15 protein-coding genes and 2 pseudogenes are annotated in these 15,568 nt (G+C 72.0%); 8 read left to right on the forward strand and 9 right to left on the reverse strand.

From position 1 onward, the window contains the following. Positions 1–536 precede the first annotated feature (536 nt). Both IPI43_32400 and IPI43_32405 read right to left on the reverse strand, forming a co-directional pair. A complete protein-coding gene (locus tag IPI43_32400; protein ID MBK7778764.1) occupies positions 537–779 on the reverse strand; it encodes a hypothetical protein in 243 nt (80 codons plus the stop codon). Beyond that, positions 776–994: a hypothetical protein gene (locus tag IPI43_32405; GenBank protein MBK7778765.1), complete on the reverse strand. Its 219-nt coding sequence runs from the start codon at positions 992–994 to the stop codon at positions 776–778. The genes IPI43_32400 and IPI43_32405 overlap by 4 nt, the downstream gene beginning before the upstream one ends. A 639-nt stretch (positions 995–1,633) precedes the next feature. Here IPI43_32405 and IPI43_32410 point away from each other — a divergent pair. Then, on the forward strand, positions 1,634–2,095 hold the full coding sequence (locus IPI43_32410) for a hypothetical protein (GenBank protein ID MBK7778766.1): 462 nt from the start codon (positions 1,634–1,636) through the stop codon (positions 2,093–2,095). Positions 2,096–2,220: 125 nt separating this feature from the next. Then, positions 2,221–2,520: a hypothetical protein gene (locus IPI43_32415; GenBank protein MBK7778767.1), complete on the forward strand. Its 300-nt coding sequence runs from the start codon at positions 2,221–2,223 to the stop codon at positions 2,518–2,520. 695 nt (positions 2,521–3,215) lie between these two features. On the opposite strand, the gene IPI43_32420 is transcribed toward IPI43_32415, so the two are convergent. The 7 genes and pseudogenes from IPI43_32420 to IPI43_32450 form a co-directional block, all read right to left on the reverse strand. Beyond that, positions 3,216–3,623 (reverse strand): hypothetical protein, encoded by a 408-nt coding sequence (locus IPI43_32420; protein ID MBK7778768.1) that lies wholly within the window; start codon positions 3,621–3,623, stop codon positions 3,216–3,218. Positions 3,624–3,722: 99 nt separating this feature from the next. After that, positions 3,723–3,965, reverse strand: a complete 243-nt coding sequence (locus IPI43_32425; protein MBK7778769.1) for a response regulator — start codon at positions 3,963–3,965, stop codon at positions 3,723–3,725. A 170-nt stretch (positions 3,966–4,135) separates the two neighbouring features. Then, positions 4,136–7,147, reverse strand: a pseudogene (locus tag IPI43_32430) (efflux RND transporter permease subunit). Then, a complete protein-coding gene (locus IPI43_32435; GenBank protein MBK7778770.1) occupies positions 7,144–8,559 on the reverse strand; it encodes an efflux RND transporter periplasmic adaptor subunit in 1,416 nt (471 codons plus the stop codon). The pseudogene IPI43_32430 and the gene IPI43_32435 overlap by 4 nt, the downstream one beginning before the upstream one ends. A gap of 271 nt (positions 8,560–8,830) precedes the next feature. After that, entirely contained in the window at positions 8,831–9,964 is a 1,134-nt protein-coding gene (locus IPI43_32440) for a 6-phosphofructokinase (protein MBK7778771.1), read from the reverse strand. Then, a pseudogene (locus IPI43_32445) lies at positions 9,936–10,064 on the reverse strand (6-phosphofructokinase). Before IPI43_32445 ends, IPI43_32440 begins: the two are co-directional and overlap by 29 nt. 21 nt (positions 10,065–10,085) lie before the next feature. Further along, complete coding sequence (locus IPI43_32450) at positions 10,086–10,448, reverse strand: 6-phosphofructokinase (GenBank protein ID MBK7778772.1); 363 nt, start codon at positions 10,446–10,448, stop codon at positions 10,086–10,088. Positions 10,449–10,699: 251 nt separating this feature from the next. On the opposite strand from IPI43_32450, the gene IPI43_32455 reads away from it, so the two are divergent. The 6 genes from IPI43_32455 (at position 10,700) to IPI43_32480 (ending at position 15,227) form a co-directional block, all read left to right on the forward strand. Next, entirely contained in the window at positions 10,700–11,467 is a 768-nt protein-coding gene (locus IPI43_32455) for a hypothetical protein (protein ID MBK7778773.1), read from the forward strand. Positions 11,468–11,857: 390 nt separating this feature from the next. Next, complete coding sequence (locus IPI43_32460; GenBank protein MBK7778774.1) at positions 11,858–12,520, forward strand: hypothetical protein; 663 nt, start codon at positions 11,858–11,860, stop codon at positions 12,518–12,520. A 1,191-nt stretch (positions 12,521–13,711) separates the two neighbouring features. Further along, positions 13,712–13,993: a hypothetical protein gene (locus IPI43_32465; GenBank protein ID MBK7778775.1), complete on the forward strand. Its 282-nt coding sequence runs from the start codon at positions 13,712–13,714 to the stop codon at positions 13,991–13,993. Between the two features lie 84 nt (positions 13,994–14,077). Continuing rightward, entirely contained in the window at positions 14,078–14,431 is a 354-nt protein-coding gene (locus IPI43_32470; GenBank protein ID MBK7778776.1) for a hypothetical protein, read from the forward strand. A 25-nt stretch (positions 14,432–14,456) separates the two neighbouring features. Then, positions 14,457–14,627, forward strand: a complete 171-nt coding sequence (locus IPI43_32475) for a hypothetical protein (GenBank protein ID MBK7778777.1) — start codon at positions 14,457–14,459, stop codon at positions 14,625–14,627. A gap of 156 nt (positions 14,628–14,783) precedes the next feature. Next, a complete protein-coding gene (locus IPI43_32480; protein ID MBK7778778.1) occupies positions 14,784–15,227 on the forward strand; it encodes a hypothetical protein in 444 nt (147 codons plus the stop codon). Positions 15,228–15,568 lie beyond the last annotated feature (341 nt).

The following is a 15,568-nucleotide window of genomic DNA, read 5'->3' on the forward strand; positions in this document are numbered from 1 at the left end:
GGGGCCACCCGACTGCGCGTCGATGTAGCGCTCCATGGCGTAGGCCTCGTCGAGCTCGCGGTCCACGCCCACCATGTCGTTGCACGAGTAGCGCACCGACTGCGCGCGCGAGCCGGTCACCAGGTCACACAGCACCTGGTTGCCCGTGGCACGTGCTTTCCACCAGGCACGAGCCGCTCAGGTACGCGCGCTCCAGCCACTTGTAGTACTGCGCGGTGCGTTTGGCTCTCGCGCGCGTTGGGCCAGTCCACGAAGTCGGGTAGCCGCTCGATATCATTAAGTTTGGCCTCGGGCGTGCCGCCTAACACCAGAATATGCGTCCGAGGGTCCCCACGTCGGTGTTGCCGCCCCCGTCGAAGAAGTAGCCCACCAGATCGCGGCGCCCCTCGAGCCCGTGGAAGCGCTCGCAGTCGGGTAGCGCGGCCTCGACGCCCAGGCGGTGGAAGGAGCGCGCCGTGGAATATGCCCCCGCCCCGAAAGCCGAAGTTGTGGTGAGCAGGTGCGAGTGCGCGTCGACGAAGCCAGACGGGTCTCCATCATCGAAGGTGCCGCGCGTAGGGCTCGCCCGTGGCGTCCAGCGTCATCTCCGGAAACGCCGTGCCGGCCTCGGCTGGATAGAGCGTGAGCACCCCAGCCTGCTCAGGGTCCGCAGTGGTTCGAGAGCGCTGATGGAAGCGCCCTGTGCGGCGGCTGCGAAGCGCGAGGCGCTCCGGGTGCGTGAGCGACACGCTGACTTCCCACTCGGCCGGCGACACGAAGGTGTCGTCCAGCAACTTCACCTCGTTCTCGAGCGTGGCCGCGCTGATAGCTCGTCCACCTCGGACACCAGGTAGTTCCGGTCCTGGTCGTAGACCAGATAGGTCCCGAGGTCCGACGCCTTCAGTGTGAGCCGCAGCGCGGTCTCCGGGTCGCGTCCGCTGAACTCGTAGCCGGTGCCCTCGACCGCGCGCACCAAGTAGCGCGTGTTCCGGCTGCCGGGCGCCGTGGCGTCCATGACGGAGCAGCCTTCGTTGAACGCGTGGGGTTCTCGTAGACCGGCGCAGGCCAGCGGCGCACGAACCCGTCGTCGCCGCAGCCCAGCGCCAGGAGGCCCAAAAACACTTAAATACGCGAGGGGAGCGCCGCATGCGCACATTGTGACAGCCATGGCCCGCGCCAGTGATAAAGCAGTCAGCGTGTGATCGATTGATGGCGGCCTGCGTCACTGACGCCGGACAGGAATGCCGAACAACGCGCCGCGGGTTGAGCGGCGCAAGGTTAGAGACAATGCGCCATAGATATCTCGTCGGGTGTGGGTTTGAGGGTGGTCACGCGGGCGCTTGGCTGGTGCTGACGCCATGGTGGGTTGCTCGGGAGGAGACAGACGGGGGGCTGGCGAAACGCCGAACGCCACGGCCGAGGCTACGAGCGCAGGCAGCTGAGGTGGCCTCGCCAGGTCCCGAGGGCACCGCGAGCCCTCGAGGAACCGGCTCCGGGGCCCACCATCGTGAGCTGAACGCCGCCGTGGCCACGGAAGGCCGGTGGGCTGGGTAGACCTGCTGCACACCGTGCAGACCACCGTGGCCACCACCAGCGCGTACCGCGACGAGCTGCGCCAGATCGGCTTCCTTTTCGACGGTGACATGCAGACCGCGTGGAACTCCGCCACCATGCCCGAGGGCGACACCTCCTCGCGCAGCATCCACGTGCGCATCCCTCGCGGCGCGCGCACGCCATCGGCCACCTCACGGTGGGCTTCACCAAGTGCAGGGGCACGAGCGATCTCTTCGCGGGGAACCGCCGGCTGCGCCGCGTGCGCGTGCGGCACCCGGGCGGCGAGGTGCTGGCCACGCTGAACTCCGAAGAGCAGCGGCTGCAGCGCATCCCCGTGACGGGCGAGGCGGGCGACTACGAGATCGAGATCCTCGAATGGGTGGCGGGCGCGCGGCCCACGTGGCGCGAGCTCTGCATCTCGGAGATCCGTGTGATGGGCGTGGCCGAGGCGAGCGCGCCGGTCGGGCTGCGGCCCCGACGCCGCTGCTGGGCGTGCTGCCGGGCGCCGTGGTGGCCGCTGCCGTGGCGGCGGGGACCGAGGCGACAACCTGCTCGAGGGTGACGAAGAGGGCCTCGAAGAAGGCGACGACGAAGAGGACCTCGAAGGCGGCGAAGCGGCCAACGCCGCGCGCCCATCATTGCGCAGCGCGCCGGCCTGCAGATCACGCGCCTCGAGCTGGCCCCGAGATGGCCGGGCGCACGCCGCTCGGTCCGCGTACCACGTACTCGAAGTCCGTGGACGACCAGGTGTTCTGCTACTTCGAGCTGACCAACCCCGACCGCACGGCGAACACCGTGACGCTCGCCTGGGAGGACATCAACGGTGGCAGCCGCGGGGCGCCCACCGAGATCCAGGTGGCCGCCAACCGTCGCTTCGTGAACTACCGCTACACGTCGGTGAGCTGGCGCCGGCCCGGCACCTACTACTGCGTGGTGCGGCAGGGCACCGACGAGCTAGGGCGCATCCCGTTCACGGTCACAGGCTGACGCGCCGCTGAGCGGCAGGGCGATCTCGAGCCGGCGCCGCGCGTGGACGGGAGCGCGCGGGCGCGGCGCCTCCGTGGCGCTCTCTGGACACCTCGCGCACCAGCGCAGGCCCAGGCCCGCACCCCCTGCCCTGGCTCTGTCGCCCACGGTGAAAAGGCACGAAGATGCGCTCCTCGGCGCCCGGTGGGGATGCCCACTGCCCTCGTCGCGCACGCGGATGAGCAGCCCGCCGCCGGCCGTGGTGAGAGCGACCTCCACGCGGTCTCGCGGGCGTGCTGGAGCGCGCGTTGCGCAGCAGATTGTCGAGCGCGTCCCAGCAGCTCGGGCTCCAGCCCAAGGCACGGGTGGCTCGGACGCGCGCAGCACGAGCGTGACGTCGGCGAGCGTGGCGGCGTCCGTGAAGCGGCGGATGGAGTCGCGCACGATCTCGGACGTCCGCGAGCGCGCTCTTCCCGCGGCGCAGCGCGCGCTTGCCCGAGGCCCAGCAGCTCCTGCGCCATGGTCTCGAGCCGGGTCACCTCGGCGCCCACTTCCCTCGAGCGCCTCGCGCAGTTCCAGCGTCTTCGCGCGGGCGGCGCAGGCTCCACGTCCACCGTGGGCGCAGCGTGGCCAGCGGCGTGCGCAGCTCCGTGCGCCGCCCCGGCCAAGAGCCGCTCACGCGCGCTGGTCTTCGCACCTGCGCACGGTGGCGCGGCTCACGGCGGCCCGCAGCTCCCCACCACGTCGGGCAGCTCGTCCACGGGCGGCCCGCGGTCCAACGCCCCTCGCCCAGGGGCCTGCACGTGCGCGGCGATCCCCTCGAGCCGGCGAGCCAGCCAGCGCGCGTGCCGGCGCTGCGCCACGAAGAGCGCCAGCGCCACCCAGCAGACAACCCGAGCGCGCTCGAGCGCCAGTAGGCGCCCATGGTGCGGTCCACTCCGTCGAGGCTGCTGGCAAGCCACAGCGCGTGCGGGCGGCCATCCGGGCTGGGCACGCGCAGCGTCAGGATGCGGCTCCCGACCTGCGTGCGGAACACCGGCTCTCCGCCCTCGGGCGTCGAGGATGTTGGGGTCGCCCTCGAAGCCCCAGCCCCACACGGCGGTGAGCAGGTGGCTGCGCGTCATCTACGTCGCCGGCGTGCGTGAAGACTCGTGGGCCAGCGACAGCTCGCGCGGCGAAAGCGAGACCTCGGCTCGCCGCGCCGCAGATGGTGGCGCCGCGCGTCAGCTCCACCCCGCCCCACTGCCAGCGCCACGCTGGCGCCGACGGCGCCGCTGCAGGCGCCTCGGCCGCGCCACCAGCTCCGCGAACGCGAAGGGCTTCACCAGGTAGTCGTCGGCGCCGGCCCGCAGGCCCGTCACGCGCTCGCCCACCTCGCCGCGGGCCGTCAGCATGAGGACCGGCAGCCGCAGCCCCTCCGCGCGCCACGCTCGCAGCAGGCTCGGGCCGTCCACGTCCGGCAGCATCCAGTCCAGCACCACCGTCGTAGACAAAACGTCCAGCACCTGCCGGCGCATCGGCCGCGGTGCCGCAGACGTCCACCACGTGGCCCTCTTCACGCAGGCCGCGCGCCACCTTCTCGGCCAGGCGGGCCTCGTCTTCCACCAACAGGATGCGCATGCAGGCCATGGTTCTATCAGGAAGCCACGTCCTCCGCCGGGGCACCTTCGCGGACCCCGAGCAAGCGGGCCAGGTAGGGGTAGAGCACGGGCAGCAGCAAGAGACTGACGGTGGTGGAGGTCACGAGGCCGCCCACTACCACCGTGGCCAGCGGGCGCTGCACCTCGGCGCCCACGCCGGTGGCCAACATCATGGGCACGAACCCGAAGGAGGCGACCAGCGCGGTGGTGGACACTGGCCTGAGCCGCGCGCGGGCGGCGTCGAGGGCGGCCTCGCGCGTGGGCTTTCCGGCCCGCATCTCCTCTTCGATGCGCGCCACCAGCACCACGCCGTTGAGCACCGCGATGCCCGACAGCGCAATGAACCCGATGGCCGCCGAGATGGATACGGGCAGCCCGCGCAGTCAGGGCGGACGATGCCGCCCACCGCCGCGAAGGGGATGTGCAGCGCGATGATCAGCACGGGCGCGACCGCCGGAACAGCAATGAGCAGCGTGGCCCCGATGCCCAGCAGCACCAGCGGGATGACCCACATGAGGCGCCGCTTGGCCGCCTCGAAGGCCTCGTACTGGCCACCCCAAACCAGGCGGAAGCCGTCCGGCATGCTCAGCCCCGCGAGCCGCCCGCGCGCGTCGCTGGCCACGCTGCCAGGTCGCGCCGCGCACGTTGAAGCCCACCGCGATGCGGCGCTCCAAGCGGTCATGGTAGATGGCGCTGGGCGTCTCGAGCGTGCGCACGGCCGCCACCGCGTCGAGCGGCACGAGCCCGCGCGCGGTGGGGATGGGCGTCTGCCCGAGCCCTGCGCTGGTGGGGGGCGTGAGCCGCACGCGGATGGGGATGCGCAGCACGTCGTCGTAGGTGGCGCCCGCCTCGAGTCCCACCTGATAGGGCCTGGACCGCGTCCAGCACGTCGGCCACGCGCAGCTCGTGGCGGGCCGCGCCAGCGCGTCGGGGACGACGTCCAGTAGGGGCACCTCGGGGGCGCGAGGATGCGGGCGTCCTCGGCACCAGGAGCCCCTGGATGCGCCGCTCCACCTCCTCCGCGGAAGACGGGCTGTGCGCAGCTCGGGGCCGTAGACGCTCACGTCCACGTCGGTGACAGAGCCGCCCACGAGCTCGTTGAAGCGCATCTGGATGGGCTGCGTGAACGCGATCTCGTCGCCCGGCGCCGTAGCCTCGATGCGCTCGGCCAGCTCGGCCAGTAGCCGCTCACGGGTCATGCCCGCCCGCCACCGCGACGCAGGATGGAGCCGCACGAACACGTCCGACTGCTCGAGGCCCATGACGTCGGTGGCCACGGCAGGGCTGCCGATGCGGCTGTGGATGGAGGCCACCTCGGGCACCATCGAGCGCGGCCTGCTCGAGCGCCGTGCCGAGCCGCGCGGCCTCGTGGATGGAGATGTCGGGCCGCCGTGTGCCCTGGATGACCAGGTCGCCCTCGTCCAGCTGCGGGACGAACGCCGTGCCCGCGCGCGCGAAAGCATGCCGCCCCCACCAGGCTGGGCAGCGCCAGCAGCGCCAGCGGCCGGGCCGGCCGCTGACCCAGCGCAGCACGGGTGTGTGCACGCGCTCCAGCACGCGCACCAGGCGCGGCGGTGTGGCGGGCATGTGCTCACGGCGCACGAAGCGGGCCGTGGCCGCGGGGATGAACGTGAAGGTCAGCGCCAGCGCCGCCGCTAGCGCCAGCACCACCGTGATGGCCATGGGCTTGAACATCTTCCCGTCCACGCCCTCGAGCGCCAAGATGGGCACGTACACCATCAGGATGACAGCCACCGAGTAGGCCACGGGGCGCGCGACCTCGGTCACGGCGCGGCGCATGGCCGCCAGGGGTCCTCCTCTGGGTGCTCCGACCAGCGGTGGAAGATGGCCTCCACCAGCACCACCGCGCCGTCCACCAAGAGGCCGAAGTCGATCGCGCCGAGGCTCATCAGGTTGCCCGGCACCTCGAGGGCCACCATTCCCACGAGCGCGCCGAGCATGGCCAGCGGGATGGTCAGGGCCACCACCAGCGCGGCGCGCAGGCTGCCCAACATGAGGAACAGGATGATGGCGACCAGTAGCCCGCCCTCGAGCAGGTTCTTGCCCACCGTGCGGGCGTGGCGTTCACCAGGTCGCTGCGGTCGTAGATCGGCTCGATCTCGACGCCGCGCGGGAGGACGGAGCGCCTCTGGCATGCGCGCGTGGATGCCCTCCAGCACCTCGAGCGCGTTCTCCCCACGCAGCATCTGGACCATGACGTAGACGCCCTCGCCGCGGCCCTCGGCGGTGGCCGTCCCGAGGCGTGGCTCGGCCCCGGGGCGCACGCTGGCCACGTCGCCGATGCGCAGCGTCTCGCCGCCGGGAGCGGCACGCAGCACAGCACGCTCGAGGTCCCGTGGCTGCGTGGGGAGTGCACGGCCGCGCATGAGCACGCGCCCCTCGCCCGCCGAGAGGGCGTCCCCCGGCACGGCGCCGCTCGAGGTCGAGACGGCCGCGCGCAGCCCGCCAGCGAGACGCCGTGCGCGGCCATGGCGATGGGGTCGCCGATCACGTCCATGGTGCGCCGCGTGCCGCCCCAGGTGTTGACCTCCACCACGCCCGGGACCGAGCGCAGGATCGGGGCGATGCGCAGCTCCACCAGCTCCAGGATCTGCGTGGCGTCGTAGCCCTCGCCCTCCACGGCGAAGTGGAAGATCTCGCCGAGGCCCCCGGTCAACGGCCCGAGCTCGGGGGTCTCGACGCCGGCGGGCAGCTGGGGCAAGCCCACCAGGCGCTCGGCCACCAGCTGCCGTGCGCGCACGAGGTCCACGTCGTCTTGGAACACGGCCGTGACCACGCTCAACCCGTAGCGCGAGAGGGAGCGCTGCGTGGCTAGGCCCGGCAGGCCGCCGAGCGCGATCAAGCTGCACCTGCTGACCGGTCACGTCGGGCAGCGCATCCAACCGCAGGTTGCGCGCCGACAGGAGGGACGCCGCCGCGAGCGCCGCGACCACGGCGAGCACGAACCCGCGCTTCTCGATGGAGGCGAGCAGCAGGCGCCTGATCATGGGTGCCTCGGTTGGAAGCGCACGGTGACGCGCGTGCCGTGGGGCAGCGCCTCCGTGAGCGGATAGAACGTGTGGAAGAGGCCGGTCTCGGGATCGAGCACGGGCTCGTGCAGCGCGCTGCTGCTCAGCGTTCCGTCGTCCGTCACCACGGTGACGGGGCCGGTCGGAGGACGCCGTGCCGTGGTCACCTGAACCACCGCCTCGCTGGGTCCCACCAAGCGTGCGAGCGGCGCACCCGGACCCACCACACCGCCCTCGGCGAGCAGCAGCTCCACCAGCACGCCGGCGCGCGGCGCCCGCACCCGCAGGACGCCGTGGCGCGCGAGGTGCGCCTGGTCCGCACGGTCCACGTGCGCCGCGCGCAGCTTGGCGAGCGCCACGTCGCGGCGCGTCCCGAGCTCGGCCAGTGTGCCGTCCACACCCTCCAGCTGCTCGCGCGGCGCGAGGCCCTCGTTCACCAGCTGCACCACGCGCTCGCGGCGCGTGCCCAGCACGTCGCGCTCGTGGCCCAGACCCGCCACCTCCGCCGCGGCCACCGCCAATTCGGGCACCTCCACCTCGGCCAGCACGCTGCCCTCCTCGACGGGTTGGCCCACGCTGACCAACAGGCGACGCACGCGCCCCTCGAAGGATAGCCCCACCTCCACCACGCCACCGCGCGTCACCACACGCCCGAGGGTCTCTTCCCCATCGAGGTCGGCGTCGGCGGTCGCTTCGTCGTCGCGCGCGTCCGTGGCCGCTGTGGTGCCGGGCGCCCCGCTCGGCTCTCGGCGCGCGCCCTCGACAGCCGGCGGCGCGGCAGACTCGGCGGTGGAGCCCGCCCCCTCGTCTCGGGGCTCCCCGCCGCACGCTCCGAGCGCCAGGAGCAGCAGCAGGGGAGCGCGGAGACCTTCGTGGAAGAGACGGCTCATGGCCGCGCCTCCGCGCTCACGGTGGCATCCAGCAGCAGGCGCAGGCGCAGCTGGGCGCGCGCGGCGTCCCCCCGCCAGCTCCCCGTGGTCCATCGCGGCCAACGCCAGTTCCAGCGAGGCCCGCAGCAGCTCGGCGCGCGTGTGGGCTCCCAACCTCGAACCTGCGCGCTCGATGGCGCTCACGCGCGCACGGTAGGCGACGAGCACCTCGGCGCCGTGCCGTTCGCGCGTGGCGCGCGTCACCTCCACCGCATCGATAGCGGCGTGGAAGATGGCGTGCGACTCGTGGCTGGCACGGACGATCTCCGCCTCGGCGCGGGCCACCGCCTCGGCCGCCGCCGCGCGCGCGGGTCCGCCTCGGTCCACCACGCCAAGGGTGAACTGCGCCACGCCGGCCAACACGATGCCGCGCGGCGAGTCGCGCTCCACGTACACGCCCAGCGCACCCGTGCCGCGCGCATCGCGCTCTGCCTCCCGCTGCCGCGCCTCGGCCACGCGCAAGAGCGCGGTACGCAGCCGGAGCGTGGGCAGGCCAATCCAGGGTAGCCTCGTCCGCGCGGAGGTGGGCGAGGTCGGGCAGCGTCACCTCGGGCGCGGGCCCGGTGGTGGCCAAGCGGAAGGGGCCGTGCTACGCCGTGGCGTGCGCCAGCTCGAAACGAAGCCGCGCGCACGTGCGCCTCGGCCGCGAGGCGCGCCATGTGGAGCTCACCCAGCAGACGAGCGGCCTCGGCGCCGTCGTCCTCCGTCGCCGCGGAGAGCGTGCGCGCGCGTGTCACCACCTCGAGATTCTGCTGGCCAACCTCCACGCGCGCGACCGCAGCCACCACGCGCCGCTCGGCGAGGTGCAGCACCAGCCAGGCCTCTCCCGCCTCGAGCGCGGCGAGCATGCGCTCGGCCCGCTCTTCCACGTCGAGCGCGCCGAGCTCGGCGGCCAGGCCCTCGAGCCGCGCCGCACCCACGCGCCCGAGCGCGAACCCCTGCAGCAGCGTGATCTGCGCTTCGACCCCCACATCAGGCTGCGGGCGACGGCGCCGAGCCCACCTGCACCTGCACCTGGGGTTGCCCCCAACAGCCGACGTCGGCGACCGCGTCGGCGCGGCGGGCGCGCACCTGCTCGGCCACGCGTGCCTCGGGCCGCACCAGGGCGAGGTCGATGGCCTCTTCGAAGGTGAGCTCCAGCACGTCGGCGTGCGGCGTGCTCGGGTGGTCGAGCGTCGTGGCCTGCGCGCCGGCGGGGGCCGCCGGGGCGGAAACGAGCAGCAACACCGGGAGCGCGAGGAGGTGCCGCGCGCGCGAGCGGGCAACGAACGGGTGGCAGAGCATGACATCGCTCTACGGCGCCGACACGAGCCGCCCCTGAGACGAACATGAGAAAGCTCTCAGGTTGGACCGCGCGCTCAGCTGAGCAACGACAGCGCGCGCGCCAGGTCCGCGAGCCGCGTGGCGGGCTCCTGGTTGCCGCACGCCACCTCGGCGATGGGCACGCGCCGCACGTCACCGTGCCACATGCCGGACATGAAGCCGCGCTCCCGGCCAGGAGCCCGCTGGCACGTCGCGCCACGCGACGTGCCGCCAGGATTCGGTCGCGCGGGCTGGGCGCGCCGCCGCGCTGGACGTGGCCCAGCACCGTGACGCGCATGTCGGCGCCGGGCATCAGCGGCAGCAACGCCGCGGCGAGCGCTGCCGCACCCCCTTGGTCGTCACCCTCGGCCACCACCACCACGCTCGAGTTCCGCTTCGCCCACTCGGCGATCAGATGAGCCGCCAAGACGGGCACGTCGGTGGGCCACTCGGGCGTGACGATGGCCTCCGCCCCGCCGGCCACGCCCACCGCCATGGCGATGGCGCCCGAGTGCCGGCCCATGACCTCCACGAGGAACGCGGTGGTGGCTCTCGGCGGTGTCACGCAGGCGGTCGATAGCCTCACCCCGCCCCACGGCGGTGTCGAAGCCGATGGTCTCGTCGGTGCCGAGAACGTCACCAGTCGATGGTCCCGGGCACCCCGCCCACCGCGATGCCTTGCTCGTTCATGAGGGCGAGCGCCCCGCGCATGCTGCCGTCGCCACCGATGACCACCAGCGCGTCCGCGCCCGTCGCGCGCAGGTTCTCCGCGGCGCGGGCGCGCCCCTCGGGCTGCATGAAGGCCGCACAGCGTGCCGTGCCGAGGCGTGTACCGCCGTGCGAGGCGCGCGTCGAGGTCCCCATGCGCTCGAGGGGAAGATGCGGTTATCGAGCAGACCCGCGTAGCCATCCATGACGGCCAGCAGCTCCGCACCGGCCGTCTCGGTCACACGACCGATGGCGCGCACGCAGGCGTTCATGCCGGGTGAGTCGCCCCCCGAGGTGAGCACGGCGATGCGGCGGGGAGGAGTGACGCTAGGGTTGGTCATCGCCTCGGAGGCTAACGCGAACTGCGACTTGGATCGATGTTCGCGGATGCATCGCCGCCCCTCGACCGCTATGTAGTCGCGTGCCACGCGACGCCGTTCGATTCACCGCATGTACGCTGATGGCCCTCGCGCTCGGTCCAGCAGGCTGCGGAACCGCCACGTCGAGCCGCCGCCCGGGGCGAGGCCCACCCTCTGGCGAGCCTGTGGCCCCGACCCTGCCCGAGGTCGTGGGCCCTCGACCACCCTCCCGGGTGGCCGAGCGCGTGGCCTCGTCTCGGGCGCGTCTGCGGGCACACCCCGCGGGAGCCATCGTCTGGGCGTCCATCGAGGCCCACGGCGGCCTCGAGACCTGGCTCGGCAAGAGCACGGTGGCGTTCGAGTTCGACTACCAGCCGAGCGCTCAGCCAGAGCGCCGCATGCGCACGTTCAACCAAGTGGACCACTGGAGCGCCCGGGCTCGGCAGACCGAGCTGCCGGGTGGCAGCGGCCCCGAGGCCACCCTCGGGTGGGACGGCGAGCGAGCTTGGATCACGCCCGGCGTGGACGCGTTTCCCAGCAGCCCACGCTTCTGGGCGCTGACGCCGTACTACTTCGTGGGTATGCCCTTCGTGGCGGCCGACCCGGGGACGCAGTACGAGCGCCTCCCGGACGCCTCGCTCGATGGCGTGGTCCATCAGCTGGTGAAGCTGACGTACGGAGCTGGCGTGGGCGACGCGCCCGACGACTACTACATCCTGTACCTGCACCCCGACACGCATCACCTCACGGCGCTGCGCTACGTGGTGAGCTACCGGGCTTCTTCCGGAAGGCGGGCACACACCCGAGAAATTGATGCGCTACAGCGAGCCCACCGTCGTGGACGGGCTGCGCTTCGCGGGGCGCCTCGACACCTCCGCGTGGGACCTCGAAGCGGGCGTTCCGGGAGACGTGGTGACCACCATCCGGGTCTCCCGCCTCGCGCTGGGAGAGGCCTGGTCGCAGGCGCTGTTCGCCCCGCCCGACGGGGCCGTCGTCGCTGAAGACTTGCACGGGGGTGAAGTCGTAGAATCCGCATACGCCGGAGCGCGACGCCTGGTAGCTTGGCGCGCACCACCACGGGGGGTAATCAGCATGAACGTCGACTTCACGGAGCAGGGGACGCGCACCAACATCGAGGCGCGACCAAGGCATTTCAGGTCAGCGACCTCAGCAGCGCGCTCTTCCACGCGAAGCACCGGTGCTGTCGGTGGACCCGCAGAACGCGGCCATGCGCAGCATCCTCGACCGGATCGTGGCGCGCGCGGGCGCCGAGACGCTCACGCTGGTGCGCAACGACCAGGCCAAGTTCGACTACATCACCGTGGCCACCCGCGCATACGTTAAGGCGCGCCTCAACAACAACGTGGAGGCCTTCCCGCGAGCTGTGCTTCGTGGTGAACCTGCGACCCGACGTGCCCTACTTCCAGTGGGGCGCCGAGTGGGCCGCCGAGGCTCAGCTCCGCCAGAGCACCGAGGACGCGGTGAAGCTGGTGGTCATCCCCACGCTGCGCTGGCTCTCGGAGTGCCCGGCGCCCGTAGCCGACGACGACTACCGGCGCCCCAACGTGCTGGCCGCCGTGCGCGTCGCTGACCATCCTGCGCCAGCAACACGCGCAGGCCATGGTGCTCATGGCCGGCTCGTCCGCGCTGCGCCGCGCGGGAGACTTCGCGCCGGCCATCCAGCTCGCCGAGCAGTGCCACCAGCTCGACAAGCGCTGGAGCACCGCAATCATGGTGGCCACCGCGCACCGCGACGGCGGCGGCGCCGATCGCGCCATCAGTGGTACCGCTACCTCGCTCTCGCTCGAGGGCGCCGACCCCATCTCCACCCAGCTCAACATCGGCGACACGCTGCTGAGCGCGCAGCGCTGGGACGAACCATCGCAGCCTACCGCGAGGTGCTCGCGCAGAACCCCAAGCACCGCCACGCCGAAGTCGTCCATCACCGCCGCGGGTTCAAGAAGACGGGCAACCCGGCGTTCAAGTTCGCGCTCTACGACCAGGCCAGCACTCCGGGGCGCGCGTGGCAGCTGCTGTGCGACAGCCGGCCCTAGCGTGACTACGTGCACTTCCTGCCGGGGCCGGGTGACGCCAGCGCCAACGCGCTGCGCAACATCGTGCGTGACCTCACCCAGCACCCCGAGCGTGGCCAGGGCGGCAAGCTGGACATGAAGGTCACGCACCCCGGTCGCCCAGCGTGTTGCTGGCGTTCGAGCGCCTGGGCCGCCGCGCGAGCCTGCGGATCGGCGTGGGCCTCAGCTACGAGAGGTCAGCAGCCCGACCCGCGCGTCACGCGGGCCCGTGTCGTTCTCGCTGTGGCCGCTTCGACGCGCAGCGTGGGTATCCCAACGTGCCGGCGCCCGATCCGCGCGCCACCGAGGCCGTGGCCGCCATCGCCCGGCAGACCTTCCTGCTGGAGCGCTGGGACGCCGCCGCGAAGCCGCTCGGCGCGCAGATGGGGTGGCCTGGGTGGAGCCGGCTGCTCTCCCGGCATGGTGCACCCGCCGCCGCCGCCCAGGGCATGGACCCGTTCGCGTGGGTGCAGCGCATGCAGGTGGCCGCCGCGTTGGTCATCGCCCGCACGGACAACAGCTGGAGCGACACGGCGGGCCGGAAGTTCGCGCTGTTCAACCTGGCGCGCGGGCCCGGTGGACTGGACCACCGACGCGGCCATCATCGTGCCAGCCTGGCTCACGCGGAAAGAGCCGGCGCTGCGGCCAGGTGGAGGCGCTCTTCGGCGAGCTGCGCGCCAGCATCCCGAAGGATGGGTTCACCTGCTTCGAGCGGCCCCTGGCGCTGGCCTGGCCTAGCCATGGGCGGGCACGACAAAGCCAAGCTCGACGGCTTCGACGCGTGGCTGCGCGACATGGACACGCGCAACAGCACAGCAGCAGGAGGAGAAGCACGAGGGCCTCACCACCATCGCGCAGTACGCCGAGCTGTCGGCCGCGCGACGCGATCACGGCGAAGCACGCGCAGCACACCGGCAGTCGGCTCGCAGCCGTGGCGAACGTTCGGCAACGAGCAGTGGAAGGCGCTCGAGGCCCTGTGCCGCAGTACGGGCTCAAGGCCGACAACGCCGCCGCGAGCGGGCGCATCGAGGCCTGGGAGATCGCCTGCGGCGACCAGCGCCACCGCGCGCCTTCTTCGAGCAGCAGGTGAACCTGACTCGGCTCAGGTGGAGGGCATCGACCCGAACAGCCACGAGGGCGCATCGCCGAGCAGATCGCGGCGGGCACTTCGACGTGGAGGGCGCGCGCGTCAACGCGCAGGCCGTGGCTCAGCAGATGGCGGCTGGCGAAGACATGGGCGACCCCGACCCGGTGGTCTTCCCCGGTCAGACGGTCGCGAAGTTGTTGTCCGACTACGTGAAGATGATGAAGAAGATGCAGACGGGTGACGCGAACGGCGCTCTCAAGATGTACGGCCTGAACATGGGCTCGTACGGCGGCGTGGCGCAGGCCTGGGGCGTGAAGCTGGCGTCCGACCCCGTGTTGACCGCCAAGTTCGGAAAAATGATGGCGTAGTGATGGTCTGAAGTGATGGCGTAGTCTCTCGGGCGTCATGCCCGACTCCCCGAAGTCGAGACCGTCGCGCCTGATCGCCCGCGTGTGACGGGCCGCACCATCGTCTCTGCCGAGGCGGGCTGGCTGCGCTCCTGGGCAGGCCGAGCCTGCGGGACTTCGACCGCAGCGTGCGCGGAAACCACCATCACGCGCGTGGGTCGCCGGGCCAAATGCAGCATCGTGCTCGAGCTCACGCGCACGGAGACGCATGGCGTGGTGAAGCCTGCCGGCGCGCTGCTGGTGCACCTGCGTATGAGCGGGCGCCTGCACGTGGGCCCAGCGCCACGCCGCTCGGGCCCTACACGCGCGTGGCCCTGGGCCTCAGCGACGAGCACACGCTGCGCTTCGACGACGTGCGCAAGTTCGGGCGCTCACCTTCACGGAGGACCCCCGCGGTGACGCTCGCGCACCTGGGACCGGGCCCTTGGAAGACGACTTCACGGCGGCGTGGCTGTCCCAGGCGCTGGCCGGGAGACAGCGTCAGCTGAAGCCCCTGCTGTTGGACCAAGAGTTCGTGGCGGGCCTCGGCAACATCTACGTGGACGAGGCCCTGCACGGCGGAGGCTTCACCCGCTCCTGCCCGCTGACCGCGTGACCAAGGCGCAGGCGCCAGAGCTGGTCACCCCCATACGCCGATCCTGAATAAAGGCCATCGCGCGCGAGGGATCCAGCTTCGACACGTTCCCCGCACGCCCGGTCAGCCGGGCAGCTACCAAGACCAGTTCCGAGTCTACGGCCGAGACGGGCGCGCGTGCCGCCGCTGCGCTGCCGTGCAGGAAGTTCGTGGTGGGTCAGCAAGCGCACATCTGCCCACGCTGTCAGCGAAACACTGCGCGCGGAGTCCGCCCCGATGAGCGACGAGGACCACCGCCAGCACGGTCGCGAAAGCGCCGCAAAAAGCCAGTCGATCAAGTGGGTGATTCCTGCTCGTCGTCCACGGGTGCTGCAGGTGACGGGCGCGTTCGACTACCTGCGCGACACCGTCATCGTGCGCACGGACGTCGGCGCTCGGCCCCCTCGCGCCCATCGCGTGGAGTGCTGGAACACGCCACGCTCGAGAAACGGGCGTGCCGGCCGTTCATCGCTGATCGCCACGATGGTGCTCTTCACCAACCCATCGCGCTGTTGGTGTGTGCTGGGCAGTGCGGGCGGCATGGCCTTCGGCTTCTGCTCGGCGCGCTATCTCGCCGCGTGACTGGGTGAGCGCGCGTGTGCCCGAGCGCTTCCAAAGTGGTCGCGCGTCGCCCGAAGCACGCCTTCCTCATCTCCCTCGCCATGCGGTCGGTCCTGTTCCTCGCGCCGGGCCCCGCCAACGTCATGGGGCTGTCCCGCGCGCGTTTTCCCGTGCCTGCTCCGGGGCGTTGATCGGCTGCATTCCGGCCTCTGGCTCGCGGTGTACTGGGGTCCTGGGGCCGCCGCGCTGACTTCAGCGCGTCCCCCAGGGTTTGGGTCGTGGCCGCTGCGGTCACTGTCTTGGCCGCGCTCGCCTTCCGCCGCATCCGCCGCAACACCTGACCCAGTGTCAAAACGGTGGTT

Source organism: Sandaracinaceae bacterium (assembly GCA_016706685.1).
Lineage (GTDB): Bacteria > Myxococcota_A > Polyangia > Polyangiales > Houyiibacteriaceae > JADJJE01.